Below are 26748 nucleotides of genomic sequence, written 5' to 3'. Positions count from 1 at the left end.
GCCAGACTCCGGCGATCGCGAGGCCCAGCTCGATCGCGTAGATCACCCCGATCATCATCGTCATGTACTCGATGACGTCCGGGGTCTCGTTCGGATCGTCGTCATCGCCGATCCTGCTGTGGTTGAAGAAGGCGATGGACAGCACCACGGCACAAGCCGCGGCCATCGCGATGGACAGGACGAGCCATTCCGACAAGATGACTCCCAATCGGTTACTGGTGGGTCGCGAGAACCGCTAGCGGGGGCGCAGCGCGACGATCGCGAGCACCGCGGGAGCAGCGGTCATCAGGGTGAATGTCACCGGCGAGATGTGGTGCTCGGCGGGTTTGCGGGTCGCGGCGCGATACGCGGGACGGGCCACCGGTTTCGGTGGTGCGGGTTTCACCTCCGGTGCGGGCGGTGGGGGTGACGGCGCGGCGGGTGGTGGCGGTGCGGGAGCCCTGACCGCGCGGGGCGGCGCCGGAGCCGGCTTCGGCGGTGGCGGCGCGGGCTGCACCGGCTTCGGTACGGGTTTCGGTACGGGCTTCGGCGCCGGCGGGGGCGGTGGCGGTGGTGTGGGTTTCGGGGGTGGCGTGGGCCTCGGCGGCGGTGGAGTGGGGGTCGGCTCGGGCGGCGGCGTGGGCTTCGGCGGCGGCTTCGGCGGGCACGGCGGAGGGGGCGGCGGCGGTGGGCAGTGCGGGCGGCCGTGATGCCCCCCGCCATGGCCGCCCCCACGGCGTTTCCCGTGGTCGGAGCCCTGGTCGTCACCGTGATGTCCGCCACGCGGGCCGTGTGTGCGGTCGCTGCCGCCGGCCACCGCGGCCACCACGGTGGCGGCCGGGCCGTCCCCGGCGTCGGTCGTCGCGTATGCGCGGCTATCAGCCACGGCCGGCGTGACGGACAAGGCCGCCCACAGCAGGACCGGGACTGCCAGCAGGCGCCTGGCGCAGGCTCTGTTCACCCCGGGAGCATGGGCCCGCGCGCGCCCGGGCACGCGAGGCTCGGCCCCGGTTCGCCTGAACGGGTGGACCGGCGACCAGAAAGGTTTGAGCCACTCTTAGGTCGACCGTGTGGCGGGTACGCTCGTCCACAGCCAATTCCCATAAGGGACTTGTCGGTATCGGTCATTCCGTCGACCGGTGCGGCGGCGCCTTTGGTGTGTGACGAAGAACGGATCGCCAATTTCCGCTTTTGCTCGCCCTGTTGGGAAATGATCAGTACATTCGGCTCGGACAGGAGTCCGACCTCGGACGGACGACCGCAGGACCAACGCTTGGAGACCCCGATGGAGCGCCCCGCCTGGGCCCCGCCAGGCATCGACATATCGGTGCCGAGCGTGTCCCGCATCTATGATTACTACCTGGGCGGGTCCCACAATTTCGAGGTCGACCGCCAGACGGCACGACGTGCCATGGAATTCATGCCGGGACTGCCCAAGATCATGCAGGCCAACCGGGCATTCATGCGCCGCGCCGTCCGGCACGCCGTCGCCGAGGGCGTCACGCAGTTCCTCGACATCGGCTCCGGCATCCCCACCTTCGGCAACGTCCACGAGATCGCCCAGGCCGCGACCCCGCAGGCGCGCGTCGTCTACGTCGACCACGACCCGGTGGCCGTCGCGCACAGCCGCGCCGTCCTCACCGGGGACGAGCACACCGGCATCGTCGCCGCCGACCTGCGCAAGCCCAGGGAGATCCTGGCCGCCCCCGAGGTCGGCCGGCTGCTCGACCTCGGCCGCCCGGTCGCGCTGCTGCTCGTCGCCGTCCTGCACTTCCTGGAGGACTCGGACGACCCGTACGCCGCCGTCGCCGAGCTGCGCGACGCACTGGCCCCCGGCAGCCTGCTGATCCTCACGCACGCCTCGTACGAAGGGATCCCGCTCCCCGAGGAGGTCGCGGGCGGCACCGTCGGCGTCTACCGGGACATCCGCAACCCCCTCGTCATGCGCACCGGGCAACAGATCCGCGGCTTCTTCGACGGCTTCGAGATGCTCGAGCCCGGCCTGGTGTCCATGCCCGACTGGCGGCCGGACCGGCCGGAGGACGGGGAGGAATTCGAGGCGCCGGAGGACCCCTACGCCTTCTCGGGCTTCGCCGGTGTGGGACGCAAGGCGTGAGACTTCCGGCACAGACGGCGGGCGCCCCGGGCGCCACCGCGGCGCCCGCCGCGGCACCGGCCACCGGGTCCGCGGCGACCCCGCACGGCGGCATCGAGGACCGGATCGCCCGCTTCGCGACGATCTGGGGACGGGCGATCTTCCCGGTCACGGCGACCTCGCTGACCCGTACCGAGTTCGAACGGCACCTCCTGCCCCTCACCCGGACGCTCACCGAGGCCCTGCACGCCCGGCCCTTCGACTCCTCGGTCGCCCAGCAGGTCGGGGCGGAACTCGTCGCCGTGCACTGCACCGACCCCGAGGCCCTGGCCGGCACCCTCGGGGTGATCGAGTCGTACCTGGTGCTCTACTGCGGCCCGGACGGATCCGAGGGTTCGGGCGTGGAGGCCACCGAGGAGTACCGGTCCCGCTGCGCCCGGCTCCAGCACGGCATCGCGGCGGGATACGCCAGGGCCCTGCGCGAGCGCACCCTCAGGGAGCAGGAGGCCATCGCGCGCTCCGCCCTGACCGCCCGCAGCGACGCGCAGCAGGCCCTGCACGCGAGCGAGGAGCGCTTCCGGGCGGTCTTCGAGGGCGCGGCCGTCGGCATCGGCATCGCCGACCTCGACGGGAACGTCCTGGAGGTCAACGACACCCTGCTGCAGATGTTCGGCGGGCTGGAGGGGCACGTCCGCAGCCGCAACGTCAGCGAGTGGGGACACCCCGACGACACCCCGCACGTCTGGCGGATGTACGGCGAGCTGGTGCGCGGCGAGCGCGAGAGCTACCGCGTGGAGAAGCCGTACTACCGGCACGACGGGACCGTGCTGTGGACCAACCTGACGGTGTCGCTGCTGCGCGACGCCGCCGGTAAGCCGCAGTACCAGCTGGCGCTGATGGAGGACACCACCGAACGCCGACTGCTGAACCTGCGCCTGCGCTACGAGGCCACCCACGACGCCCTGACCGGCCTGCCCAACCGGACGCTGTTCTTCGAACGGCTGGAGAAGGCCCTCGGCGGGGCCGGCGGCGACCGCTACGGCCTGTGCTACCTGGACCTCGACGGTTTCAAGGCGGTCAACGACAGCCTCGGGCACTCGGCGGGGGACCGGCTGCTGGTGGAGGTCGCCGACCGGCTGCAGAGCTGTGCGACCGGACCCGGCGAGGTGGTCGCCCGGCTCGGTGGTGACGAGTTCGTCGCCCTGACCACCGGTCCCGACACCGAGGAGAAGGTGACCGAACTCGCGGTCCGCATCCTGACCGCCCTGTCCACGCCGATCCGGCTGGAGGGCCGGGAACTGACGGTCCGGGGCAGCATCGGCATCGTCGAGGGCCGCGCCAAGGAGCGCACATCGGCGGAGGTGCTGCGCAGCGCCGACATCACGATGTACCGGGCCAAGGCGGCCGGCGGCAACCGCTTCGAATTCGCCGACGCCGAGGCCGACGCCCGCGCGATCACCCGTCACGGCCTGACCAACGCCCTGCCGGCGGCGCTGGAACGCGGCGAGTTCTTCATCGAGTACCAGCCGCTGGTCCACATGCGCGACGGCAGCGTGCACGGAGCCGAGGCGCTGGTGCGCTGGTCGCACCCGCAGTACGGGGTCCTCGGCCCGGACCGCTTCATCCCGCTCGCCGAACGGACCGGCCTGATCGTGCCGCTCGGCCGCTGGGTCCTGGAGGAGGCCGTCCGCCAGGCCCGCATCTGGCAGCGCCAGCACGGTGGAGCGGCCCTGCGGATCAACGTCAACCTCTCGCCGACCCAGCTGCACCACCCGGGCCTGGTCGCCGACACCGTGGCCGTGCTGGAGAAGTCCGGCCTCGCTCCCGGGGCGCTGTGCCTGGAGGTCACCGAATCGGCCCTGATAGGGGCGGACGACGAACTCCTGGAACCGCTGCGCCGGCTCGCCGCCCTCGGTGTGGACATCGCGCTCGACGACTTCGGCACCGGCTACTCGAACCTGGCCAACCTGCGGCGGCTGCCGGTCAGCGTCCTGAAGCTGGACCGCTCCTTCACCCAGGGGATGCAGCAGCAGCCCGCCAACCCGGTCGACGTCAAGATCGTGGAGGGGATCGTCGCCCTGGCGCACAGCCTCGAACTCGCCGTCACCGTCGAGGGCGTGGAGACCGGAGCCCAGGCCGCCCAGCTGCGCGCCCTCGGCTGCGACACCGCGCAGGGCTGGTACTACGCCCGGCCGGGCGCCCCCGACCGCATCCACACCCTCTCCCTCTCGGACGCGGTGCCCACACCCTCCTGACAACCGCCCCTCGGGAGGGGCCGGGTCCGGCGCCCGGAGCCGGGCCCGGGACCCGAGCCGGCCCGAGCCGGCCCGAGCCGGTTCAGGCTCCGGCGCGCGGCGCCGACCGGTCGAGGCCGACCTCCGTCCCGCGGCCGGGTGTACGGACGGCTGCCATGACCCGCTCGTACCGCTCCGTCGTGTCGGCCAGGACCTCGGCGGCCACCGGAAGCCGCTCCGCCTGGTACTCGTCGAGAACCTCCTCCCCGGCGGGCCCGGTGAGGGCGGCGGCCAGCGTCCGGCCGAGGGCGGCCGCGTCCTGGATCCCGGTGTTCATCCCCAGCCCGCCGGCTATGGGGTGCACGTGCGCAGCGTCCCCGGCGAGGAACACCCGGCCCTCCCGTATCCGCGCGGCCATGCGGACACTGACCCTCCAGGCCGAGAGCCAGGTGGGATCGGTCAGCCGGATCCCCGGCATCCAGGCATGGCGGTCGAAGAGCCGCTGGAAGCCCTCCAGGGAGGGCGGCAGCGGTTCGCCCTGCTCGTCCCGCTCGGGCGAGGCCTGCAGCTGGAAGGAATCGGTCCCCGGCATCGGGCAGAGCAGTATCCCCTCGCCCTCCGAGGTGAACCACTGGTGCCAGACGTCCCGGCCGAGCCCGGGTGCCCCGACGTCCCCGAGGACCATCGCCGGCTCCTCCTGCCCGCTCCCCTCGAAGGGGATGCCGAGCAGCTTGCGGGTGGTGCTGTGCCCGCCGTCGCACCCGGCGAGGAAGCGGGCGGCGATCACGGTGCCGTCCGCCAGCCGCGCCCGCACCCCGTCCTCGTCCTGGGAGATCGCGGAGAGCTCCGAGCCGTATTCGACCTGCACGCCCAGTCCGGCGAGGCGGTCGCGCAGTGCCGCTTCGATCTGCCACTGCCCGATCAGCAGGCCGGCGGCGGTCGGGGTGGGGGTGTCCTTGACGTGCTGGCCGTCGAAGTACTTGCGCAGGACCACCCCGGTGGTGCCGATGGCGGCCAGGGGCGCGGCCACGCCGAGCTCCCGGAAGACCTCGAGGCTGCCCGGCAGCAGACCCTTGCCCCGAGATTCGCGGTGAGGTGCGTCGCGCCGCTCGATGACCCGCACGGCGACCCCGCGCCGTGCGAGGTCGCAGGCGAGCGTCAATCCGGTGGGCCCGGAGCCGGCGATCAGTACATCGGTCATCGGATGTCCTCTCCTCGTCGTTGCATCAAGGAAAGCGGCTCGCGACAGAAAAAGCAACCCGGTCAAAAAATTAACCGGGTCACGAATCTGTGCTACGCTGTGCGGTATGGAGAACACGACGGGTCTGCGTGAGAACAAGAAGCTCCGGACGCGTCGCCGACTGGCGGCGACGGCGCTGGAGCTCTTCCTGGAACGGGGCTTCGACGCCGTGTCGGTGGCTGATGTCGCCGCTGCGGCCGAGGTCTCCAAGCCCACCCTCTTCCGCTACTTCCCGAGCAAGGAGGACCTGGTGCTCGACCGGTTCGCCGACCACCAGGACGAGGCGGCCCGCATCGTGCGGGACCGGCCCGCCGGCAGTACGCCGGTGGGTGCGGTGCGCGCCCACTTCCTGGCGGCCCTGGCCGAGGGGGACCCGATCACCGGACTGTGCGACCACCCGGAGGTGGTCGCCTTCCAGCGGCTGCTCTACACCACCGCCGGCCTGCAGAGCCGGATCGGCCACTACACCGACCGCGAGGTGGAGCTGCTCGCCGCCGTCCTCGAGGCGGAGGCGGTTCCCCCGCTCGCCGCCCGCCTCGCGGCGATACACCTGGTGACGGTCCGCCAGGAGCTGGGCCGGGAGAACTGGCGGCGGATCGAAGCAGGCCTGAGCGCCGGTCAGGCACACGAGGCCGCGGTGGCCGACGCGGACCGGGCCTTCGCGATGCTGGCCGACGGTCTCGACAGGGCCCTGCCGACAGCCCCGGCACCCACGGCCGGAGCCGCGCAATGAAGGCCGGTCCGCCTGCGGTGCCCACCCCGCGCCGGGGTCAGCCGGTCAGTATGCGCTTCAGCTCGCGGGCCGCGCGCGGCGGAGCCACGTCGGTGCGGTGGGCCAGGGCGATCGTGCGGCGCAGCGGGGATCCCGCCAGCGGGGTCACCCGCAGGCCCGGGCCGGCGCGATCCACCACCATCGCCGGGACCACCGCGATACCGAGCCCCGCGCGGACGAAGCCGAGGACCGCGTCCATCTCGCCTCCCTCCACGGTGAAGACCGGCTCGAAGCCCTCCGCGCGGCAGGCCGCCACTGTGAGCTCCCGCAGGTCGTAGCCGTGCCGGAACATCACCATCGGCTCGTCCCGCAACCCGCGGATGCTCAGCCCGCCGCCCCCGCCGGGTGCCGGCCGCTCCGCCGAGGAGACCACCACGAGGTCTTCCGTCAGTAGTTCCACCGTGGTCAGGGCCGGGGCCGAGGGGGGCAGCGGCAGTGCGATCAGGGCCAGGTCCAGGGCCCCGCGCGCGAGCTCCCGTACGAGGTCGAGCGAGCCGCTCTCCTCGATCAGCAGCTCGATCCCCGGATGCGCGTCATGAAAGGCCCGCAGTACGTCCGGCAGCAGGCCCGTGCAGATGCTGGGCGTGGCACCCAGCCGGACGCGCCCCCGGCGCAGCTGCGCCAGCTCCTGCACCTCCAGCCGCGCGGTGTCCGCGTCCGCCAGGATCCGCCGGGCCAGCGGCAGCAGCGTCTCACCCGCATCCGTGAGCGCGATGTTGCCCCGGGCGCGGCTGAACAGCTCGGCACCGAGCTCTCGTTCCAGCGCCTTGATCTGCTGCGAGAGAGAGGGCTGCGCCACGTGCACGCGCTCCGCCGCCCGGGTGAAGTGCAAGGTCTCGGCGACGGCCACGAAGTAGAGGAGCTGCTGGAACTGCATACGCCCAGGCTAGCGCCATCGATAGCCGCTCTCTATCGATATCAGCTCCATCATGTCTTGGACCTTTCGGGACCTTCGTCCTTACCGTCGAGGACATGGCACTGGCAACGCGGACGGATCGACGGCCGTCCACCACGCGAACGATCTGGGACTCCTCCGTCGGCAAGAAGTCCGTGATGGCAGTATCCGGCCTGATCATGCTCGGCTACCTCGTCGTGCACATGCTCGGCAACCTCAAGATCTTCTTCGGGGCGGACGAGTTCAACGGTTACGCCCACTGGCTGCGCACCCTGGGCTCGCCCTTCCTGCACCACGAGTGGGCCCTGTGGATCGTCCGCGTGGCGCTGCTCGCCGCGGTCCTCGCCCACGCGGTGTCCGCGTACCAGCTCAGCCGCCGCGACATCAAGGCCCGCCCGGTGAAGTACGCCCACAAGCGCCGCCGCGCGAGCTACGCCACCCGCACCATGCGCTGGGGCGGGATCATCCTCGGCCTGTTCATCGTCTGGCACCTGCTCGACCTCACCACGCTCACCGTCAACGAGCGCGCCTGGGTCGGCCACCCGTACGAGAACGTCCTCTCCACCTTCTCCACCTGGTACGGGAACACCATCTACATCGTGGCGATGGCCGCCCTCGGCCTGCACGTCCGGCACGGCTTCTGGAGCGCGGCGCAGACCCTCGGCGCGGGCAACGCCCGACGCGAGCGGCCGCTCAAGCTCCTCGCCAACGGCCTGGCCCTCGTTCTCTTCGCCGGCTTCGTGTCCGTCCCCGTAGCCGTCATGACCGGAGTGGTGAACTGACCATGAGCGAACACCAGCACGACCGCAAGCAGCACTCCCCCTACGCCGGCTACGCCACCGGCGGGCCCGTCACCGACACCAAGGCCCCCGAAGGCCCGATCGCAGACCGCTGGGACCGCCGCCGTTTCGAGGCCAAGCTCGTCAACCCGGCCAACCGCCGCAAGCACACCGTCATCGTCGTCGGCACCGGCCTGGCGGGCGGAGCGGCCGGGGCGACGCTCGCCGAACAGGGCTACCACGTCGTCCAGTTCTGCTTCTCCGACTCCCCGCGCCGCGCCCACTCCATCGCCGCCCAGGGCGGCATCAACGCCGCCAAGAACTACCGCAACGACGGCGACTCGGTGCACCGCCTCTTCTACGACACCGTCAAGGGCGGCGACTTCCGCGCCCGCGAGTCCAACGTCCACCGCCTCGCCCAGATCTCCGTCGAGATCATCGACCAGTGCGTGGCCCAGGGCGTCCCCTTCGCCCGCGAATACGGCGGCCTCCTCGACACCCGCTCCTTCGGCGGCGTCCAGGTCTCCCGCACCTTCTACGCCCGCGGCCAGACGGGCCAGCAGCTCCTCCTCGGCGCCTACCAGGCCCTCTCCCGGCAGATCGCCGCGGGCAACGTCGAGATGCACGCCCGCACCGAAATGCTGGACCTGATCGTCGTCGACGGAGTGGCCCGCGGCATCGTCGCGCGCGACCTGATCACCGGCGAGATCGCCACCCACTACGCCGACGCCGTGGTGCTGGCGAGCGGCGGCTACGGCAACGTCTTCTACCTCTCCACCAACGCCATGAACTCCAACGCGACCGCCGTCTGGCGGGCGCACCGGCGCGGCGCGTACTTCGCCAACCCCTGCTTCACCCAGATCCACCCCACCTGCATCCCGCGCACCGGCGACCACCAGTCCAAGCTCACCCTGATGAGCGAGTCCCTGCGCAACGACGGCCGCATCTGGGTCCCCCGTGCCAAGGGCGACACCCGCCCCGCGGCCGACATCCCCGAGGCCGAGCGCGACTACTACCTGGAGCGGATCTACCCCTCCTTCGGCAACCTCGTGCCCCGTGACATCGCCTCCCGCGCCGCCAAGAACGTCTGCGACGAGGGCCGCGGCGTGGGCCCCGGCGGACAGGGCGTCTACCTCGACTTCGCGGACGCCATCCGCCGCATGGGCCGGGACAAGGTCGCCGAGAAGTACGGCAACCTCTTCGAGATGTACGAGCGGATCACCGCGGAGAACCCGTACGAGGTCCCCATGCGGATCTATCCCGCCGTCCACTACACGATGGGCGGCCTCTGGGTCGACTACGACCTGCAGACCACCGTCCCCGGCCTCTTCGCCATCGGCGAGGCCAACTTCTCCGACCACGGCGCCAACCGCCTCGGCGCCTCCGCGCTGATGCAGGGGCTGGCCGACGGCTACTTCGTGCTCCCGTCCACGATCAACGACTACCTCGCCCGCCACCCCCACCGGAGCCCGGTCGACGACACCCACCCCGAGGCCGTGGCCGTCGTGCACGAGACCCGCGAGCGCCTCGCGAGGCTGCTCGCCGCCGACGGCGACCGCACCCCCGACTCCTTCCACCGCGAGATCGGCGAACTCATGTGGGAGTACTGCGGGATGGCCCGCAGCGAGGAAGGGCTGCGCAAGGCGCTCGACCGCATCCCCGAGATCCGCGAGGAGTTCTGGCGCCGCATCAAGGTGCCCGGCCGGGGCGAGGAGTTCAACCAGTCGCTGGAGAAGGCCAACCGCATCGTCGACTACCTCGAACTCGCCGAGCTGATGTGCCTCGACGCACTCCACCGCGCCGAATCCTGCGGCGGCCACTTCCGCGAGGAGTCCCAGACCCCCGACGGCGAGGCGGCCCGCCAGGACGAGGCCTTCTCCTACGCCGCGGCCTGGGAGTTCACCGCCACCGGGACCGCCCCCGTCCTGCACAAGGAAGACCTCGTCTTCGAGTACGTCCACCCCACCCAGCGGAGCTACGCATGAAGCTCACCCTGCGCGTCTGGCGCCAGCGCGGCGCCGACGCCCCCGGCCACATGGCCTCGTACGAGGTCGACGGCATCTCGGAGGACATGTCCTTCCTGGAGATGCTCGACACCCTCAACGAGGACCTCATCCTGCGCGGCGAGGACCCGGTCGCCTTCGACCACGACTGCCGCGAGGGCATCTGCGGCGCCTGCAGCCTCGTCATCAACGGCGATGCCCACGGCCCGGAACGCACCACCACCTGCCAGCTCCACATGCGGTCCTTCGACGACGGCGACACCATCGACGTCGAGCCCTGGCGGGCCGCCGCCTTCCCCGTCGTCAAGGACCTCGTCGTCGACCGAGGCGCCTTCGACCGGATCATCCAGGCCGGCGGCTACATCACCGCCCCCACCGGGGCCGCGCCCGAGGCACACGCCACCGCCGTGCCCAAGGCCGACGCCGACTTCGCCTTCGAACACGCCGAGTGCATCGGCTGCGGCGCATGCGTGGCGGCCTGCCCCAACGGCTCCGCGATGCTCTTCACCTCCGCCAAGGTGAACCACCTCAACGTCCTCCCGCAGGGCTCGCCGGAACGCGAGACACGGGTGCTGGACATGGTGGCCCGGATGGACGACGAGGGCTTCGGCGGCTGCACCCTGACCGGCGAGTGCGCCACGGCCTGCCCGAAGGGCATCCCGCTGCCGTCGATCGCCGCGATGAACAAGGAGTGGCTGCGGGCGGTGCGCAAGGGCCCGCGCTGAGCCCGGGGCCCGGGCCCCGGCTCCCGCTGCCGTACCCCCGCCACCGCACCCCGGGCCCCTGCGCCGATCGGCTGACCGGCGCGGCCCGGGCCGTGCCGCGCCCCGGCACCGCCCGGACCATGGGGGACAGTGACCCCATGCCAGAAGCCCCCGCCGGGTCCGGACCGCGCCGCCGAGCCGTACTGGCCGCCGCCCTCGCCCCGCTGGCCGTGTCCGGCTGCTCCGGCGGGGAAGCCCCCCGCACCCCGGCGCCCGGCGCCGAGGCCGGGCCCAAGGACGCCCTGATCATGGTGATCCGGCACGCGGAGAAACCGTACGCCGGCGACGTCGGCCGGGACGCGGAGGGCGAGGAGGACCCCGGCTCCCTGGCCGACCGCGGCTGGCGCCGCGCCGAGGCGCTCCCGCGGCTCTTCCCGCCCGCCAAGGGCTCCTCGCTGCCCCGCCCCGCCGCCGTCTTCGCCCCCGGTGGCAAGGCCGGCGCCCCCGCCCGGTGCAAGCAGACCGTCGCGGCCCTGGCCGCGGCCCTGCGCGCCCCCGTCCGCACCGAGTTCGCCGTCGGAGCCGAAGCCGGCCTGGCACAGGCCGCGTTGGCCGCGCCCATGCCCGTACTCGTCTGCTGGGAGCACAGCGGGATCCCGCGCCTGATCCGGGCCCTCGGCGCCCACCAGGTCCCCGGCACCCCGGCCACCTGGCCCGACCGGCACGACCTCGTCTGGATGTTCACCCGCCGACAGGGGGAGTGGAGCTTCCGCGAACTGCCGCAGCACCTGCTCCCCGGCGACGTCTGAGCCGCACCGGCGGCCCGCGGCCTACGCGTCCCCCGCCCGCGTGGTTCCGAGGGCCCGCGCCAGGTACGGAGCGGTACGGCTGCCCGCCGCACGGGCCACCTCCGGGGGAGTACCCGCGGCGACCACCCGGCCGCCCGCCGTGCCGCCGCCGGGGCCCAGGTCGATGACCCAGTCGGCGCCCGCCACCACCTCCATGTCGTGCTCCACGACCACCACCGAGTGCCCCGCGTCCACCAGCCCGTGCAACTGCCGCAGCAGCACCCGCACATCGGCCGGATGCAGCCCGGTCGTCGGCTCGTCCAGCAGGTACAGCGTGTGGTCCCGGCGCAGGCGCTGCAGCTCCGTCGCCAGCTTGATCCGCTGCGCCTCGCCGCCCGACAGCTCCGTGGCCGGCTGCCCCAGGCGCAGATAGCCCAGCCCGATCTCCTCCAGCGCCCGCAGGCTGCGCGCCGCCGCCGGGACCTCCGCGAAGAACCCGGCCGCCGACTCCACCGTCAGGCCCAGCACCTCCGCGATGTTCAGCCCCTCGTACCGGACCTGCAGGGTCTCGGCGTTGTACCGGGCCCCCGCGCACTGCGGGCACGGGGCGTACGTACTGGGCAGGAACAGCAGCTCCACCGAGACGAAGCCCTCGCCCTGGCAGGTCTCGCAGCGGCCGCCCGGCACGTTGAAGGAGAACCGGCCCGCCTTCCAGCCGCGGGCCCTCGCCTCCGGGGCGGCCGTGAACAGCCTGCGCACCACGTCGAACAGCCCGGTGTACGTGGCCAGGTTGGACCGCGGGGTCCGGCCGATCGGCTTCTGGTCCACCTCCACCAGCCGCCGCACGGGGAAGTCCGGCTCCGCGAGCCGCTCGCCGACCTCCCGGGCCAGCACCTGCCCCACCAGCGTGGACTTGCCCGATCCCGACACCCCGGTCACGGCCGTGAACACCCCGAGCGGGAACTCGGCTTCCAGGTCCCGCAGGTTGTGCCGGTCCACACCGGTCAGGCGCACCGCCCCGGTCGCCCCGCGCACCGGCCGGGGCGGCCCGGCCGGCTCCCGCGCGGCGAACAGGTGCCGGGCCGTCGCCGACTCCGCCACTGCGGCCAGTGCCTGCGGCGGCCCGCTGTGGAGCACCTGCCCGCCGTGCTCCCCGGCCAGCGGCCCCACGTCCACCAGCCAGTCCGCGTGCCGCACCACATCGAGGTGGTGCTCCACGACGAAGACCGTGTTCCCGGCCGCCTTGAGCCGGTCCAGTACGCCGAGCAGCGCCTCGGTGTCGGCCGGGTGCAGCCCCGCCGACGGCTCGTCCAGGACGTACACGACTCCGAACAGCCCCGACCGCAGCTGCGTCGCCAGCCGCAGCCGCTGCAGCTCGCCCGCGGACAGGCTCGGCGCGGTCCGGTCCAGGCTCAGATAGCCCAGACCCAGCTCCGTGACGGGCCCGATCCGGGAGCGCAGGTCCTCCGCGAGCACCCGCGCGGCCTCCCCGTCCAGGGATGCGCGGGCCAGTACGGCGTCCAGGTCGTTCAGTGCCAGCGCCGCCAGCTCCGCGATCGTCCGCCCCGCGAAGGTGACGGCGAGGGCCTCCGGCCGCAGCCGCCGCCCCTCGCACACCGGGCACGGCGAGTCGGCGAGGAACTTCTCGGCGCGGGCCCGCAGGGTGGCGCTCTTGCTGTCGGCGAAGGTCCGCATGACGTAGCGGTGGGCGCTCATGTACGTGCCCTGGTAGGGCCGCTGGATCCGGTCGGCCTCCCGCACCGGGTGCACGGTCACCACCGGCTGCTCCTCGGTGAACAGGATCCATGCGCGGTCCTCGGCCGGAAGCTCCCGCCAGGGCCGGTCCACGTCGTGGCCGAGCGTCTGGAGGATGTCCCGCAGGTTCTTGCCCTGCCAGGCACCCGGCCAGGCGGCGACGGCACCCTGACGGATCGACAGCTCCGGGTCGGGGACGAGGAGTTCCTCGCTGGTGCGGTGGATCCGGCCGAGCCCGTGACAGGAAGGACAGGCCCCGGCCGCGGTGTTGGGCGAGAAGGCGTCGGAGTCGAGCCGCTCCGCGCCCGGAGGGTACGTTCCGGCCCGGGAGAACAGCATCCGCAGGGAGTTGGACAGCAGGGTCACGGTGCCGACCGAGGAGCGCGAGCCGGGGGAGGAACGGCGCTGCTCCAGCGAGACGGCCGGCGGCAGCCCGGTGACGGAATCCACCTTCGGCGCGCCGATCTGGTGGATGAGACGGCGGGCGTACGGGGCCACGGACTCGAAGTACCGGCGCTGGGCCTCGGCGTAGAGCGTGCCGAAGGCGAGCGAGCTCTTCCCGGACCCGGAAACCCCGGTGAACACGGTCAGCGCGTCGCGCGGGATGTCCACGTCGACGCCGCGCAGATTGTGCTCCCGGGCGCCCCGGACCCGTACGTAGGGGTCGAGGGGGGACGGGGGAGAGGCGGAGGTACCGGCGGCCTGGTGCATTCGTCCTATTTTAAGGGCTCGGGTTCAGAGGCCCGCGATCCGGGCCAGGCGCGCGTGGGAGTCCAGGAGCGCCGTGCGGTCGTACGTGGAGGTGGTGACCAGCAGTTCGTCCGCTCCGGTCAGGGCGGCGACCTCTTCGAGTTGGTCCGCCACCTGCTCCTCGGTGCCGTGGACGTGGCTGGCGAGGGCGCCCTCGTACAGCTCCCGCTCCTTCGGCGTCATCTCCAGGGCCTCGACCTCCTCGGCCGGGCGCAGCGCCGGGAAGCTGCCCCGGGTGCGGGAGTACGCGAGGGCCCATGCCTCGGGGACCAGCATGCGGCGGGCCTCCTCCGGGCTGGCGGCGACCGCCACTGTTCCGGACACCACGACGTACGGCTCCGCACCCCGTGCGGAGGGCCGGAACTCCTTGCGGTAGGCCCGGGCGATCTCGCTCACCCGGCCGCGGGCCCGCAGGTCGCCCACCACCAGCGGCAGCCCCGCCCGGGCGGCGATCCCGGCCCCCTCGCCGGTGGCCAGGACGTAGGCGGGGATCCGCAGCCCCTCGGCGGGGCGGGCGTGCACCTCGGGGTGGGTCCGCTGGGTGCCGTCGAGCCAGCCCAGCAGTTCGGCCAGCAGCTCCTCGAACCGGTCGGCGTCCGCGGTGTCGCGGCCCAGCGCCCGCCGGATGCCGCCGGTGAAGCCGACCGAACGGCCGAGGCCCATGTCGATCCGGCCGGGGAACAGCGACTCCAGGACCCCGAACTGCTCCGCGATCACCATCGGCTGGTGGTTGGGCAGCATGACCCCGCCCGTGCCGACCCGGATCCGGTGCGTCGCCGCGGCGACGGCGGCGGCCAGTACCGTCGGCGCCGAGCCCGCGACGCCGGGCACGCTGTGGTGCTCCGAAACCCAGAAGCGGTGGTAGCCGAGCTCCTCGGCCGCCCGGGCCAGATCCACGGTGTCGCGCAGGGCCTGCGGGGCCGGGTGGCCCTCGCGGGTGCGCGACCGGTCGAGTATCGAGATTTTTCGGATCACACAGGACTCAACACTGCGCGGCCCGGGGGATTCCCCGGCTCTCTTAGGCTGGCGGGATGAGCGAGCACACCTCGCGGCCGCTGGCCGTCTTCGACATCGACAACACCCTGGCGGACACCGGTCATCGCCAGCAGTTCCTGGAGCGCCGTCCGCGGGACTGGACGGGCTTCTTCGCGGCGGCCCCGGTCGATCCGCCGCTCGGGCGCGGGGTCCGGCTGGCCGTGGAGAGCGCGGCCGACTGCGAGGTGGTGTACCTGACCGGGCGCCCCGAGCGGTGCCGGGCGGACACGCTCGACTGGCTCGCCCGGCACGGCCTGCCCGAGGGGCGGCTGTTCATGCGCGGCAACCAGGACCGGCGCCCGGCCCGCACGACCAAGGTGGAGGTGCTGCGGCGGATCTCCCGCGGCCGTGAGGTGCGGATGCTCGTCGACGACGACGAGCTCGTCTGCCAGGCTGCACGTGCCGCCGGTTTCCGGGTGGTACTGGCCGACTGGGCCGCGGACGCGCCCGAACTGGAGTCCGCCCAGGAGGTCGAAGGCCGGACGTGACGCGACACGGCAGGACTGCGCGGGGCCACGGGGTCGGGGCCGGGGGACGGGCGTGCCCCGCGGGCCCCGGACTCAGTCCTCGCCCTCGAGGCGGAAGCCGACCTTGAGCCCCACCTGGTAGTGGGCGATCTCCCCGTTCTCGATGTGCCCGCGTACCTGAACCACCTCGAACCAGTCCAGATTCCGCACGGTCTGGCCCGCCCGGGCGATCCCGTTGCGGATGGCCTGATCGATGCCCTCGTGGGAGGTGCCGACGATCTCGGTCACCCGGTACGTGTGATTGGACATGGAAGTCTCCCGACAGTGGGTGGCTTTTGCCTGGTTCTACGGTGCCCCAGTAAGTCCCGCTCCGCGAACTTTGCGCGAACAATCCCGAGCGAAAGACCCTTGACCGGCCTATTGGTCTATGCCAATTTCGAGCCATCTGAGATCGAGCCCGGAAGGTGACCCTCTTGAAGATGCGCTTCCTCGCCGTGTGCACGGCCCTCGCGGCCGCGACCGCCCTCACGGGCTGCAGCCAGTCGGCCGACCCGGCCGGAGGGTCGGACAAGGTCACGCTCTGGCTGATGAAGGGCAGCGCCTCGGAGGACTTCATCGCCAGGTTCACCGCGGACTTCGAGAAGGAACACCCCGGCATCGACCTGGACGTCGAGATCCAGGAATGGACGGGCATCGGCGACAAGGTGACCGCCGTCCTCGACGGCACGAGCAAGGAGAGCGCCGACGTCATCGAGGTCGGCAACACCCAGGTCGCCAAGTACATCGAGACCGGCGGACTGGAAGAGCTCACCCTCGAAGGGCTGCGCGAGTGGGGCAGCAAGGACTGGCTCAAGGGCCTCGCCGACCCGGGCACCATCAACGGGGCCCAGTACGGAGTCCCCTGGTACGCGGCCAACCGGGTGGTCATCTACCACAAGGACCTCTTCGCGAGCGCCGGGATCAAGACCCCGCCCAAGAACCGCCAGGAGTGGATCCAGGCCACTCAGAAGCTCGACAAGGGCGACCAGCAGGGCATCTACCTCGCGGGCCAGAACTGGTACGTCCTCTCCGGCTTCATATGGGACGAGGGCGGCGAGCTCGCCGTCGAGACCAGCGGCAAATGGGTCGGCACCCTCGACGACGACAGGGCCCTGGCCGGCATGGACTTCTACAAGCAGCTCCAGGCCCTCGGCGACGGCCCCAAGGACGCCGACGAGGAGACGCCCCCGCAGTCCCAGGTCTTCGCCCGCGGCAGGGTCGCCCAGATCATCGCCCCGCCCGGCCAGGCCGCCGAGATCGAGGCGGCCAATCCCGCCCTGAAGGGCAAGCTCGGCTTCTTCCCGATCCCCGGCAAGACCTCCGACAAGGCGGGTGCCGTCTTCACCGGCGGCTCCGACCTGATCATCCCGGAGCGGACCGGGCAGCGGAAGGGCGCCGTGGACGTGATCACGGCCCTCGTCAGCGAGAAATGGCAGACCGAACTCGCCCGCACGATGAGCTACGTACCCAACAGGACCACCCTCGCGCACGTCGTCGAGGGCAACGAGGGCGCCGCCAACATGGCCCCCGGCGCCGCCCAGGGCCGGGCCACCCCCACCTCCGCCCGCTGGGCCGAGGTCGAGGCCAAGAACCCGATCAAGCCCTTCATGACGGCCGTGCTCACCGGCCGGGACCCCAAGCAGGCCGCCAGGGCCGCCTCCGAGGAGATCGGCAAGGTGCTCAGCTCCGACCGCTGAGGCCGGGGTACGGCGAGTTCAGCCTCCGCACATCCGAGGGCCGCTGAGCGGTCATGTCGAATCCAGCCGGTCACGGAAGAAGTAAAGGAGCCAGGCCACGCACCTGCGGGCCCGGCCCTTCGTGCCCGGATCAGGAGCCGCCATGACCATCGCACCCCTGTCCCCGTCCCCCCTCCCCGCCTCGCCGCAGGCCCCCTCACCCTCCCCCTCGCCCTCCTCCGCACCCTCCACCCGCCTCGCCCCCGCCCGGGCGGCCCGGGGTTCGGCGCCCGCCGCGTCCGCCGAAGGACCGCGCTACGCCGTCCGCCTCGCCCGCGACGAGGACGAGGTCCGCGCCGCCCAGCGCCTGCGCCACCAGGTCTTCGCCGGCGAGCTCGGCGCCCGCCTGGACGGGCCCGAGCCCGGCCTCGACGCGGACGCCTTCGATGCGTACTGCGACCACCTCCTCGTCATCGACGAGCAGGCCGAGCAGGTCGTCGGCACCTACCGGCTGCTGCCACCCGAGCGCGCGGCCGTCGCCGGCCGCCTCTACTCCGAGGGCGAGTTCGACCTCTCGGCCCTCGCCCCCATCCGCCCCGACCTCGTCGAGGTCGGCCGCTCCTGCGTCCACCCCGACCACCGCAACGGCGCCGTCATCGCCCTCATCTGGGCCGGCCTCGCCCACTACATGGACCGCTCCGGGCACAACTGGCTCGCCGGCTGCTGCTCGATACCGCTCGCCGACGGCGGCGTCCTGGCCGCCGCCACCCGGGAGACCGCCCTGACCCGCAGCCTCGCCCCCGAGGAGTACCGGGTCACCCCCCACCTTCCCTGGAGCCCCGAGGGCATCACCTACCCCGAGCGCATGGAGTTGCCCCCGCTGCTGCGCGGCTACCTCCGCCTCGGCGCCTGGGTGTGCGGCGAGCCCGCCCTCGACGCCGGGTTCGGCTGCGCCGACCTGTACGTGCTGCTGTCCCTGAAGCGGACCAACCCGCGCTACCTGAAGCACTTCCGTTCGCTCGTCCCGGGCGCATGAGCGTCTGGCTGCCCACCTCGCCCTGTACCCCCCGGGCCTGCGCGGGCCACGAGGGGAGCACCGCGAGCGTCCCGCACGCGGTGCTCAGGCTCACCGCTGCCGTCGCCCTGATCCTGCTGGGGATCCTGGGCGCCCCGCCGGTCCGGCTGCTGCCGGCCGGCCCCCGCCGCCGGGTGGTACGGGCCTGGTCGGCCGCGCTCGTACGGGCCTTCGGCATACGGATCACCGTGCACGGCAGCCCGGGCCCGGACGGCGGCCGCCTCCTGGTCGCCAACCACATCTCCTGGCTGGACATCCCGCTGGTCGCCGCCGCCCTGCCCTGCCGGATGCTGGCCAAGAGCGACATCCGGGACTGGCCGGTCCTCGGCCGCCTCGCGGGACGGGCCGGCACCCTGTTCATCGAGCGCGACCGGATCCGCGCCCTGCCCGCCACCGTCGGGACGATCACCCGTGCGCTGCTGGCCGGGGACCGGGTCACCGTCTTCCCCGAGGGCTCCACCTGGTGCGGGCGCGCCCAGGGCACCTTCCGCAGGGCGGCCTTCCAGTCGGCCCTGGACGCGCAGGTCCCCGTACAGCCCCTGCGGCTCACCTACCTGAAGCACGACGGGAACCCGGCCGGGGCGCCCGCCTTCGTCGGGGACGATCCGCTGACCGCCTCGCTGTGGCGGATCGCCCGGGCCCGCGGGGTGCGGGCCGAGGTCAGGGTGCTGCCGCGGATCCCGCCGGGCCGCTACGCGAACCGGCGGGACCTCGCGGAGGCGGCTCAGCGGGCCGTCGGCGGGACTCCCACCGCGCCCCGCGGCCCGGCCCCGCTACCGGGGATTCCCACTCAGCCGGCCACGCCGTCGGCGACCGACAGGGACAGTGCGAACCGTCCCGAAGCGTCCGTCCACCACTGGGTCAACTCCAGCCCGGCCGCCGCCAGCTCCTTGCGCACCCCCTCCTGACGGAACTTCGCGGAGACCTCCGTCAGGATCTCCTCACCCGCCGCGAACGGCACGACCAGGTCCAGCGCCCGGATCTTCACCGTCACCTCCGAGCGCGCCCGCAGCCGCATCTCGATCCACTCCTGCTCCTCGTTCCACACCGCCACGTGCGCGAAGTCGGCCGTGTGGAAGTCCGCCTCCAACTCCCGGTTGATGACCGCCAGCACGTTCTTGTTGAACTCCGCCGTCACCCCCCGCGCATCGTCGTACGCCGCCACCAGCACGGCCTCGTCCTTCACCAGGTCCGTACCCATCAACAGGGCGTCCCCGGGCGACAGCATCGCCCGTACGGACGCCAGGAACACCGCCCGCTCCGGCGGCAGCAGGTTCCCGATCGTGCCGCCGAGGAACACCACCAGCCGGGGCCCGGGGGAGTCCGGCAGGTGCAGCGCGCGGGTGAAGTCGGCCAGCAGGGCGTGCACCCGCAGTCCGGGATGCTCCGCCAGCAGCGTCTCGGCCGCCCCCTTCAGCGCGCTCTCGCTCACGTCCACCGGAACGTAGGTGTCCAGCGCGGGCATCGCCTCGATGAGGTGCCGGGTCTTCTCCGAGGACCCGGAGCCCAGCTCCACCAGGGTGCGGGCGCCGCTCTCGGTGGCGATCTCCCGTGCCCGCTCCAGCAGGATCTCCCGCTCGGCGCGCGTCGGGTAGTACTCGGGCAGCCGGGTGATCTCCTCGAAGAGCTCGCTGCCCCGCGCGTCGTAGAACCACTTGGGCGGCAGCACCTTCGGGGTGTGGGTCAGCCCGTGCAGCACGTCCTTGCGCAGTGCCGTCTCGGCGGCGTGCTCGTCGAGTGTCCGGGTCAACTGGAAGTCGTTCACGGGGAGTTCTCCTTGAGCGGGGTCAGTTCGACCCGTGTACGGGTGGCGGTCAGCAGGGTCCGGTCGGGCACTTCGCGCCACCGGGTGTCGTCGTCGTACGGCTCGGAGGCCACCACGGTGCGCCGCTGCCCCGCGTCGGCCAGGTACCAGAGCGAGTCGCCCCAGGCCGTTGCGGCGATCGTGACGCCGTCCGTCAGCAGCAGGTTCAGCCGGGAGCCCGGCGCGGCCGAGGCCAGCTCCCGGACCGGCTCGGCGAGCGCCGTGCCCAGGTCGTCCCCGGCCCGCAGCCGGTGCAGGACCATGGCCCAGATCAGCGCCGAGTCGGTGCGCGCGGCCAGCCGGAGCAGCTCCGCGGGCGGCAGCCCGGCGGCGAGCGGGGCGGCGGAGTCCGGCCAGTTCCGCACCGCGCCGTTGTGGCTGAACAGCCACGGCCCGGCCGAGAACGGCGCGGCGGCCGCCTCCCCGTCGGCCCCGGGATCCGTGGCGTCCCGTACGGCGGCCAGCGCGGCCCCGGAGCGGACCGCCCGGGCGAGATCGGCGAAGGTCAGGTCGCCCCAGATCGGCCCGGCCCGCCGGTAGCGGGCGGGCACCGGGTCGTCCTGCGCGTACCAGCCGATGCCGAAGCCGTCGGCGTTGACCGTCCCGTACCGTTGGCGGCGCGGCTCCCAGGACTGGCGCACCAGCGAGTGCTCCGGCTCGCTCAGCACCTTCCCGAGCGCCACCACCGGCCCCAGATAGGCGAGGTGACGGCACATCAGACATTCCTCGCGGTCCGGAAGCCGGAGAAGATCTGCCGCCGCACCGGAAGGTCCCAGTTGCGGAAGGTGCCCCGGCAGGCCACCGGGTCCACGGCGAAGGAACCACCCCGCAGCACCTTGTGCTCCGGGCCGAAGAAGACCTGCGAGTACTCCTTGTACGGGAAGGCCCGGAAGCCGGGGTACGGCAGGAAATCGGAGGAGGTCCACTCCCACACGTCGCCGATGAGCTGGCGCACCCCGAGCGCGGAGGCTCCGGCCGGGTAGCTGCCCGCGCGCGCCGGACGCAGGTGCCGCTGGCCGAGGTTGGCGTGTACGGGGGTCGGGTCGGCGTCGCCCCACGGGTAGCGGGTGGAGCGGCCGGTCGCCGGGTCGTGCCGGGCGGCCTTCTCCCATTCCGTCTCGGTGGGCAGCCGCCGCCCCGCCCAGCGGGCGTAGGCGTCCGCCTCGTACCAGCTGACGTGCAGAACCGGTTCCTCGTCCGGCACCGGTTCGACCACCCCGAAGCGACGGCGCAGCCACTGGCCGGCCTCCTGGTGCCAGAACAGCGGGGCCTCGATGGAGTGCTCGCGGATCTGCTCCCAGCCCGGCGCCGCCCACCAGCGGGGGTCGCGGTAGCCGCCGTCCGCGATGAACGCCAGGTAGGCGCCGTTGGTCACGGGCACCGTGTCGATCCAGAAGGGTGCGGTCTCCCGGACGTGCGCCGGCCGCTCGTTGTCCAGGGACCACGGCTCGGCCGAGGTCCCCATCGTGAACGGCCCCCCGGGGACGAGGACTTCGGCGGCGGACGGCGGATCGTAGGGGCCGTCCGGTTCCGGGGCGGCCAGCACGGGCGCTCCCTGCCGCAGCTGATGGGTGATCAGCATCGTCTCGTCGTGCTGCTGCTCGTGCTGGGCGATCATCCCGAAGGCGAAGCCGTCGTCGAGGAGTGCGCTGCCCTCCAGCGGCGTTCTCTCCAGCAGGTCGAAGACCCGGCCGCGCACCTCGGCCGCGTACCGGCGGGCCTCGGCGGGACCGAGCAGCGGGAGCTTGGGGCGCTCGGCGCGCGGGTGCTCGAAGGCGTCGTAGAGCGGATTGATGTCGGGACGCATCGACTCGCGCCCGGCGACCCGGCGGAGCAGCCAGAGCTCCTCCTGGTTCCCGATGTGCGCCAGGTCCCAGACCAGTGGGGACATGAGCGGGGAGTGTTGCGCGGTGAGGTCCCCGTCGGTCACGGCGTCGGTGAGGCCGGCCGTCCGTATGCGTGCGGCGGTCAGGGCGGCGACCGCGCGTTCCCGCAGGTCAGTGCGGGATTCGGGAGATCCGGTGGATCCGGCGGGCCCGGTGGGTTCTGTGGGTGCGGTGGTCATCGGCGGACCTCTTTTCCGGTGAGCACCTGTGTGGACTCGTCGTCGGCCGGACATCGGCCGCGCAGTACGTGGCGTTCGGTGAAGTCGCCCACCGTGTCCTGGATGTGCTTGCTCGCACCCAGCCGGGGCAGGGCCTCCGCCGCGGCCAGGAAACAGGCCTTCGCGGACGCCCGCAGCTCCGGATCGGCCAGACCGTGGCGGGCGGCCGACCGCCAGAGCGGATTGCGGGGCGCGGGCCGCGCGCCGTAGGAGTCGGCGAGCCCCTTGGCCACCCGGTACGCGGTCTCGGCGGCCTCCGGATCGTCGAACAGTGCGTGCACGACGGCCACCGGGACCAGCCAGCCGTCCTCGCCCGGCTGCGCGTCGATCATCCGCAGCTCCAGGTGGCCGCGCGGCCGAACGGGTGGGAAGAGCGTGGTCAGGTGGTAGTCGAGGTCCTCCGCGGTCGGCGGCCGCAGCGCCGGGTGTCCGCCCGTACGCAGCCAGTCGCGGAAGGTGGTGCCCCGCGGGATCTCCCACGGGTCGCCGTCGTGGGACCGTACGCACATCACCTCGGTGTCCAGCGCCTGCCGCGTCCATCCGGTGCGGGGATCCGCGTCGAGGGGCGGGGCGAGCGCGCGCCGGGTGTCCAGGTCGCTCCAGATCCCCTGGCGGGCACAGCGCCAGCCCGCGTACGGGCCCTCGTGCGCGGGGGAGTTGGCGAAGGCGGCCACCAGGACCGCGCCCAGCAGGTGCGCGAGCCGCCAGCGTCGGCCGTGGCCGAGCGCGCCCGGCTCCTGGTACCCGGCATCCACGCAGACCTGCACCGAGGCGGAGGCGCACATCATGGCGCGCCCGGCCGGTCCGGTCCGGTCGAAGTAGGCCTCCATCGCGTCGTAGCGCGGGCTGTTCAGCAGTCGGCGGTACGGGAGGCGGGGATCACGGCCGAGGCCGTGCAGGACCATGCCCCGGGTGAGCAGGGCGGCCCGTACGGCGGTGAGGTCGGCCTGCAGGTCGTCCACACAGCCGGTGAGGGAGGTGGCGGGGGCCGAGCTGAGTTCGAGCTGGCCGCCGGGCTCGACGGTCACCCGGGAGTGCAGGGAGAGCGCGCGGGCGGCGGCGTGGGCGGCCCGCAGGCGTTCGGCGGGCAGGGGCTGCTCGGGGCGCTCGGCGTCCAGGACGAGCCATTCGAGCTCGGCGCCGATGAGGCGCGGCGGGCCGGTCTTGAAGCAGATGCCGTGGATCAGGTCCTCGGCCTGCCTCTCGCTGATCGAGGGCGGAGGGATCGGGTCGGGCGCGGGTGGGGGAGCGGATGAGTCCTGGGACATGACCGGGTCCTCGTCTCCTGTCGTCGGCCGTGACATCACCCGTGCCTACCCCTCCTCGGGGCACAAATTCCTTTGCCGCCGGAAAACGAAGTGCAAGAGGATGGCGGCGTGAGCAGCAGATTGCGCGAGATCGCGCGGGAGAACGCGGAGATCCTGACGGCCGGGGGGTACCGGACGCGGTCGGGACGGCAGATTCCGCTTGCCGCCGCCGTGGCGGAAGCCAAGGCAGGAACCAGGATATATGGACCAAACCGGGTCATTCCAGATGAAGAGCTTCTTCCCGGCGGCAGCGCGACGGTCGTCGAGGTCACGGGGGAGAGCAGCACGGTCGCCGCCCGCAGGCTCGCGACCGCCGGCCCGGCCCACCCCGATCCGGCTCCGGTCGCGGTCCTGAACTTCGCCTCGGCCCGTAACCCCGGGGGTGGTTACGTCCGCGGGGCCAAGGCCCAGGAGGAAGCGCTGTGCCGCGCCTCGGCCCTGTACGAGACCCTGCTCGAAGCCCCGGAGTACTACGAGGTCCACCGCGCGGAACGCAGCACCTTTTACACCGACCGGGTGATTCACTCGCCCGGGGTCCCGGTCTTCCGCGACGACCGGGGCGATCTGCTGGAGAGCCCGTTCCGGGTCGGCTTCCTCACCTCCCCGGCGCCCAACGCGGGCACCATCCGGCGGCAGGAGCCGGAACGGGCCGCCGGGATCCCGGCGGCGCTGGCGCGGCGGGCGGAGCTCGTACTGGAGGTCGCGGCGCTGCACGGGTACCGGCGGCTGGTGCTGGGGGCTTGGGGCTGCGGGGTGTTCCGCAACGACCCGGCGCAGGTGGCCGAGGCCTTCCGCGGTCTGCTGGCGGGCCGGTTCGCCGGGGTCTTCGAGCACGTCGTGTTCGGCATCCTCGACCGCGACCCCACCACCCGCGAGGCCTTCGAGCGGGCCTTCCCGGCCTGAGCGGAGGGGCCGGGAGGCCCGCGGCGCTCAGAACGGGTTCGCCGCCCCCAGCAGGATCTCCGGCAGATAGGGCGACGAGACGCGGATCCGCCAGCCCCGGCGGCGGGCGTGGCAGGCCAGGGCCAGGACGTCGAAGCCGACCGCGGCGTCGGCCCCGGAGAGCCGGTCGCCCACCGAGTAGTAGTCCCGGTGGGCCTCCAGGGCATCGGCCAGGGCCAGGTTGAAGCTCTCCTCGTCGCCCTCCACCAGTTGGGAGAAGAGCACGGCCGGCGCCGGGAGGAAGCCCCACTCCCGGGTCTGCCCGACATCGGCGACGGCCCGGTCGGTGGCGGGCTCCGGGTCCTCGCCCCGCAGGTAGTCGTGCAGGGCCCGCCGGTACGAGGCGTACGCCGAACGGTCTTCCTCCAGGGCGGCGGGGCCGCTGAGGACCAGCGGGGCGAGTTCCGCACGGCTGCCGGTGATCAGGGCGCGCCGCAGGGACTCGTGCCAGTTCCCGGGGCGGAGCGGGCGCTCCGGGCCGTCCGTCCGGGCGGGGTCCCCGGACGCGCCACCCGCGCGGATGGCCTCGTACAGCTTGCCCACGAGGTGGTCGGCGTACCCCGCAGGATCCGGCATCTCCGGGCGCTCGACGACCAGGGGACCCGTGGCCAGCGCCGCGACGGCGTCCGCACGCCGCTCGCGCCCGTACGGCCCCACCCGCGGCGGCGGGGCCTCGAAACCGGTGACAAGCGCCCGCGGCAGGTAGCCGGACTCGACGGGCGGCTGCCAGCCCTCGCGGCGGTAGCCGAGCGCGGCCAGCGCCAGCGGCAGCAGGGGCAGCAGGCTGCGCGGCTCGGCCCGGGGGTCCTCCAGGCGGGAGTACGGGAGCAGCAGCGCGGTCAGCTCGGCGCCGAAGGCCTCGCGGTCCCGGGCGGCCAGCGCGCGCAGGGCGCGCAGCGCGCCGGTGGCGGGGTCGGCCGCCCCGGTCCTGTCGGCTCCGGCCCCGGCCCTGGCCTGCCGGTCGGCGATCCGGGCGAGCGCGGCATCCAGCGCGGCGAGCTTCTCCTGCGGGGAGGGCGGGAACTTCTGGTCCTCGACCCCGAGGTCCCCGCTGACGTACGCCAGCAGGCCGTTGATCAGCTCCACCGGCGGGAGCCCGGGCCCGCCGGCCCGCTGCGGTGCCGTACGGGCGAAGTGGAAGGCCTCGCCGTGCCGTTCGGTCTTGTCGGCGAGGACGGCCACGCAGAACGCGTCGATCCAGCGCGCGGCGCTGACCGGCTGCGGGCTGCCCCCCGCCCCGGACTCGTAGTCGCGGCCGAAGTCGACGTAGTTGAGGAAGACGTGGAAGAACGCGTTCGGATAGGCGGCGAACGACACGGTGCCGACGGCCGCTTCGGCCGCGTCGCTCAGGATCGCCCTCGCCTCCGGGGTGTCGAGGTCGGGGGTCACCGCCGAGATCGCGCCGAGGCCGTCGAGGAACCGCAGCGTGATGTCCCACCAGTCGTAGGCGTCGATCAGACCGGCCCGGGACCTGGAGTACACGTCCGAGATCATCTTGTTCGCGAAGTCCTCGCGTACCGCTGCCAGGGCGGTTTCGCTCACCCTGTGTCGTTCTATTCGCATGCCCGCTACTCCCTGTGTCCGCATACGGGCCTCACCTTAGGAGATCACCAGGACGGTCCGCGCCGGGGACGCAGGGGCCGGGCCCGTCCCGGGCGGTGGTCGCGGGCAGGACCGCGACCACCGCCGGGCCCGCGCGGACTACTGCCAGCCGTAGCGCTCGCGCAGGCGGTTCACGACCAGGTCGAAGCGGTCGCGGTCGAGCGCGCAGGCCTCGCGGCGCATCCCCGACTCGTGCACCCGCAGCACCCGGTCCACGTCCACCCAGGACTCGCGCCCGGCGCTGTCCCACGGTCCCGTGCCGATCGGCACCCACTCCCGGTCGTGATCGTGCCGCTTGCTCGACAGCTGGACGGCGAGCAGCGTGCGCCCGCCCGCCTCCCGGGCCACCACCAGCACGGGACGGTCCTTGCCACGGCCGTCGTTCTCCTCGAAGGGGACCCAGGTCCACACGATCTCGCCGGGGTCGGGATCGCCGTCGGGGTCCGGGGCGTACTCGGTCCGCACGCGGCCGATGGCACGCGGATCGGCTTCCGTGGTCGCGGTGTCGCCGTCACGCCCGGGCTGCTCGGCGTGACCGTTGCTGTGGTGGGAAAGTGCCGTCATTTCGCGGAGATTACTAGCCGGCCATTGCCTCCCGGTCGCATGACCAGGGGGTGTCCGCAAAGTAGCGCCGGCGCCCGGAGGGCGTGGCCCGCGGCGTCCGGCGCGGTGCATCGCAAGACGGAGAGGCGCAGCTCGTACC

At 72.9% G+C, this 26748-nt stretch carries 24 protein-coding genes and 1 pseudogene; 13 read left to right on the top strand and 12 right to left on the bottom strand.

Going from position 1 to position 26748, the window contains the following annotated elements; all coding sequences use genetic code 11:
• Positions 1 to 196 (bottom strand): annotated as a pseudogene (locus ACWGE1_RS26555) (DUF4239 domain-containing protein); the annotation flags it as partial.
• Between the two features lie 94 nt (positions 197 to 290).
• On the opposite strand from ACWGE1_RS26555, the gene ACWGE1_RS26550 reads away from it, so the two are divergent.
• The 3 genes from ACWGE1_RS26550 (at position 291) to ACWGE1_RS26540 (ending at position 4329) form a co-directional block, all read left to right on the top strand.
• Positions 291 to 689 carry a hypothetical protein gene (locus ACWGE1_RS26550; protein WP_453422991.1) on the top strand — a complete coding sequence of 133 codons (399 nt, stop codon included), beginning with the start codon at positions 291 to 293 and terminating at the stop codon, positions 687 to 689.
• Between the two features lie 575 nt (positions 690 to 1264).
• A complete protein-coding gene (locus ACWGE1_RS26545; RefSeq protein ID WP_453422992.1) occupies positions 1265 to 2095 on the top strand; it encodes an SAM-dependent methyltransferase in 831 nt (276 codons plus the stop codon).
• On the top strand, positions 2092 to 4329 hold the full coding sequence (locus tag ACWGE1_RS26540; RefSeq protein WP_453422990.1) for a putative bifunctional diguanylate cyclase/phosphodiesterase: 2238 nt from the start codon (positions 2092 to 2094) through the stop codon (positions 4327 to 4329). The genes ACWGE1_RS26545 and ACWGE1_RS26540 overlap by 4 nt, the downstream gene beginning before the upstream one ends.
• A gap of 82 nt (positions 4330 to 4411) precedes the next feature.
• Here ACWGE1_RS26540 and ACWGE1_RS26535 read toward each other — a convergent pair whose 3' ends face one another.
• Entirely contained in the window at positions 4412 to 5509 is a 1098-nt protein-coding gene (locus ACWGE1_RS26535) for an FAD-dependent monooxygenase (RefSeq protein ID WP_453422989.1), read from the bottom strand.
• A gap of 106 nt (positions 5510 to 5615) precedes the next feature.
• Here ACWGE1_RS26535 and ACWGE1_RS26530 point away from each other — a divergent pair, with 106 nt between their 5' ends.
• A complete protein-coding gene (locus tag ACWGE1_RS26530; RefSeq protein ID WP_453422988.1) occupies positions 5616 to 6281 on the top strand; it encodes a TetR/AcrR family transcriptional regulator in 666 nt (221 codons plus the stop codon).
• A gap of 37 nt (positions 6282 to 6318) precedes the next feature.
• On the opposite strand, the gene ACWGE1_RS26525 is transcribed toward ACWGE1_RS26530, so the two are convergent.
• Positions 6319 to 7197, bottom strand: a complete 879-nt coding sequence (locus ACWGE1_RS26525) for a LysR family transcriptional regulator (RefSeq protein ID WP_453422987.1) — start codon at positions 7195 to 7197, stop codon at positions 6319 to 6321.
• A gap of 95 nt (positions 7198 to 7292) precedes the next feature.
• Here ACWGE1_RS26525 and ACWGE1_RS26520 point away from each other — a divergent pair, with 95 nt between their 5' ends.
• The 4 genes from ACWGE1_RS26520 to ACWGE1_RS26505 all read left to right on the top strand — a co-directional run bounded on the left by ACWGE1_RS26520 (position 7293) and on the right by ACWGE1_RS26505 (position 11510).
• Positions 7293 to 7997: a succinate dehydrogenase gene (locus ACWGE1_RS26520; protein WP_453422986.1), complete on the top strand. Its 705-nt coding sequence runs from the start codon at positions 7293 to 7295 to the stop codon at positions 7995 to 7997.
• Positions 7998 to 7999: 2 nt separating this feature from the next.
• Positions 8000 to 9979, top strand: a complete 1980-nt coding sequence (locus ACWGE1_RS26515; protein ID WP_453422985.1) for a fumarate reductase/succinate dehydrogenase flavoprotein subunit — start codon at positions 8000 to 8002, stop codon at positions 9977 to 9979.
• The gene (locus ACWGE1_RS26510) at positions 9976 to 10722 is read left to right on the top strand and encodes a succinate dehydrogenase/fumarate reductase iron-sulfur subunit (RefSeq protein WP_453422984.1); all 747 of its coding nucleotides are present in this window, start codon (positions 9976 to 9978) and stop codon (positions 10720 to 10722) included. The genes ACWGE1_RS26515 and ACWGE1_RS26510 overlap by 4 nt, the downstream gene beginning before the upstream one ends.
• A 137-nt stretch (positions 10723 to 10859) precedes the next feature.
• Positions 10860 to 11510, top strand: coding sequence for a hypothetical protein (locus tag ACWGE1_RS26505; RefSeq protein WP_453422983.1), 651 nt, complete (start codon positions 10860 to 10862; stop codon positions 11508 to 11510).
• A 21-nt stretch (positions 11511 to 11531) separates the two neighbouring features.
• Here the strand turns inward: ACWGE1_RS26505 and ACWGE1_RS26500 are convergent, their stop codons facing one another.
• Positions 11532 to 13955: an ABC transporter gene (locus ACWGE1_RS26500; RefSeq protein ID WP_453422982.1), complete on the bottom strand. Its 2424-nt coding sequence runs from the start codon at positions 13953 to 13955 to the stop codon at positions 11532 to 11534.
• Between the two features lie 24 nt (positions 13956 to 13979).
• Positions 13980 to 14969 carry an MsnO8 family LLM class oxidoreductase gene (locus ACWGE1_RS26495; protein WP_453422981.1) on the bottom strand — a complete coding sequence of 330 codons (990 nt, stop codon included), beginning with the start codon at positions 14967 to 14969 and terminating at the stop codon, positions 13980 to 13982.
• A gap of 56 nt (positions 14970 to 15025) precedes the next feature.
• On the opposite strand from ACWGE1_RS26495, the gene ACWGE1_RS26490 reads away from it, so the two are divergent.
• Positions 15026 to 15517 carry a phosphatase domain-containing protein gene (locus ACWGE1_RS26490; protein WP_453422980.1) on the top strand — a complete coding sequence of 164 codons (492 nt, stop codon included), beginning with the start codon at positions 15026 to 15028 and terminating at the stop codon, positions 15515 to 15517.
• Between the two features lie 72 nt (positions 15518 to 15589).
• Here the strand turns inward: ACWGE1_RS26490 and ACWGE1_RS26485 are convergent, their stop codons facing one another.
• The gene (locus ACWGE1_RS26485; protein WP_030663252.1) at positions 15590 to 15805 is read right to left on the bottom strand and encodes a dodecin; all 216 of its coding nucleotides are present in this window, start codon (positions 15803 to 15805) and stop codon (positions 15590 to 15592) included.
• 164 nt (positions 15806 to 15969) lie between these two features.
• Between ACWGE1_RS26485 and ACWGE1_RS26480 the strand changes: the two genes are divergently transcribed.
• From ACWGE1_RS26480 to ACWGE1_RS26470, 3 genes are all read left to right on the top strand, one after another.
• Positions 15970 to 17232: an extracellular solute-binding protein gene (locus ACWGE1_RS26480; RefSeq protein ID WP_453422979.1), complete on the top strand. Its 1263-nt coding sequence runs from the start codon at positions 15970 to 15972 to the stop codon at positions 17230 to 17232.
• Positions 17233 to 17374: 142 nt separating this feature from the next.
• The gene (locus ACWGE1_RS26475; protein WP_453422978.1) at positions 17375 to 18247 is read left to right on the top strand and encodes a GNAT family N-acetyltransferase; all 873 of its coding nucleotides are present in this window, start codon (positions 17375 to 17377) and stop codon (positions 18245 to 18247) included.
• Positions 18244 to 19194 carry a lysophospholipid acyltransferase family protein gene (locus ACWGE1_RS26470; RefSeq protein ID WP_453422977.1) on the top strand — a complete coding sequence of 317 codons (951 nt, stop codon included), beginning with the start codon at positions 18244 to 18246 and terminating at the stop codon, positions 19192 to 19194. The genes ACWGE1_RS26475 and ACWGE1_RS26470 overlap by 4 nt, the downstream gene beginning before the upstream one ends.
• Here the strand turns inward: ACWGE1_RS26470 and egtD are convergent.
• From egtD to egtA, 4 genes are read right to left on the bottom strand one after another with little or no spacing between them, the layout of a single operon-like run.
• Entirely contained in the window at positions 19077 to 20051 is a 975-nt protein-coding gene (gene egtD / locus ACWGE1_RS26465; RefSeq protein WP_453422976.1) for an L-histidine N(alpha)-methyltransferase, read from the bottom strand. The genes ACWGE1_RS26470 and egtD overlap by 118 nt on opposite strands.
• Complete coding sequence (gene egtC / locus ACWGE1_RS26460) at positions 20048 to 20806, bottom strand: ergothioneine biosynthesis protein EgtC (protein WP_453422975.1); 759 nt, start codon at positions 20804 to 20806, stop codon at positions 20048 to 20050. The genes egtD and egtC overlap by 4 nt, the downstream gene beginning before the upstream one ends.
• Positions 20806 to 22155 (bottom strand): ergothioneine biosynthesis protein EgtB, encoded by a 1350-nt coding sequence (gene egtB, locus ACWGE1_RS26455; RefSeq protein ID WP_453422974.1) that lies wholly within the window; start codon positions 22153 to 22155, stop codon positions 20806 to 20808. The genes egtC and egtB overlap by 1 nt, the downstream gene beginning before the upstream one ends.
• On the bottom strand, positions 22152 to 23462 hold the full coding sequence (gene egtA, locus ACWGE1_RS26450) for an ergothioneine biosynthesis glutamate--cysteine ligase EgtA (RefSeq protein WP_453422973.1): 1311 nt from the start codon (positions 23460 to 23462) through the stop codon (positions 22152 to 22154). Before egtA ends, egtB begins: the two co-directional genes overlap by 4 nt.
• Before the next feature lie 108 nt (positions 23463 to 23570).
• On the opposite strand from egtA, the gene ACWGE1_RS26445 reads away from it, so the two are divergent.
• The gene (locus tag ACWGE1_RS26445; RefSeq protein ID WP_453422972.1) at positions 23571 to 24404 is read left to right on the top strand and encodes a TIGR02452 family protein; all 834 of its coding nucleotides are present in this window, start codon (positions 23571 to 23573) and stop codon (positions 24402 to 24404) included.
• Positions 24405 to 24431: 27 nt separating this feature from the next.
• Here the strand turns inward: ACWGE1_RS26445 and ACWGE1_RS26440 are convergent, their stop codons facing one another.
• Positions 24432 to 25985 (bottom strand): immunity 49 family protein, encoded by a 1554-nt coding sequence (locus ACWGE1_RS26440; protein ID WP_453422971.1) that lies wholly within the window; start codon positions 25983 to 25985, stop codon positions 24432 to 24434.
• 159 nt (positions 25986 to 26144) lie between these two features.
• Positions 26145 to 26609: a type II toxin-antitoxin system PemK/MazF family toxin gene (locus ACWGE1_RS26435; protein ID WP_453422970.1), complete on the bottom strand. Its 465-nt coding sequence runs from the start codon at positions 26607 to 26609 to the stop codon at positions 26145 to 26147.
• Positions 26610 to 26748: the final 139 nt, after the last annotated feature.

It is taken from the genome of Streptomyces sp. NPDC054932 (assembly GCF_053610205.1).
Note: the sequence above shows the minus strand (reverse complement) of the source record. Positions and strands in the feature narration are given on the sequence as shown.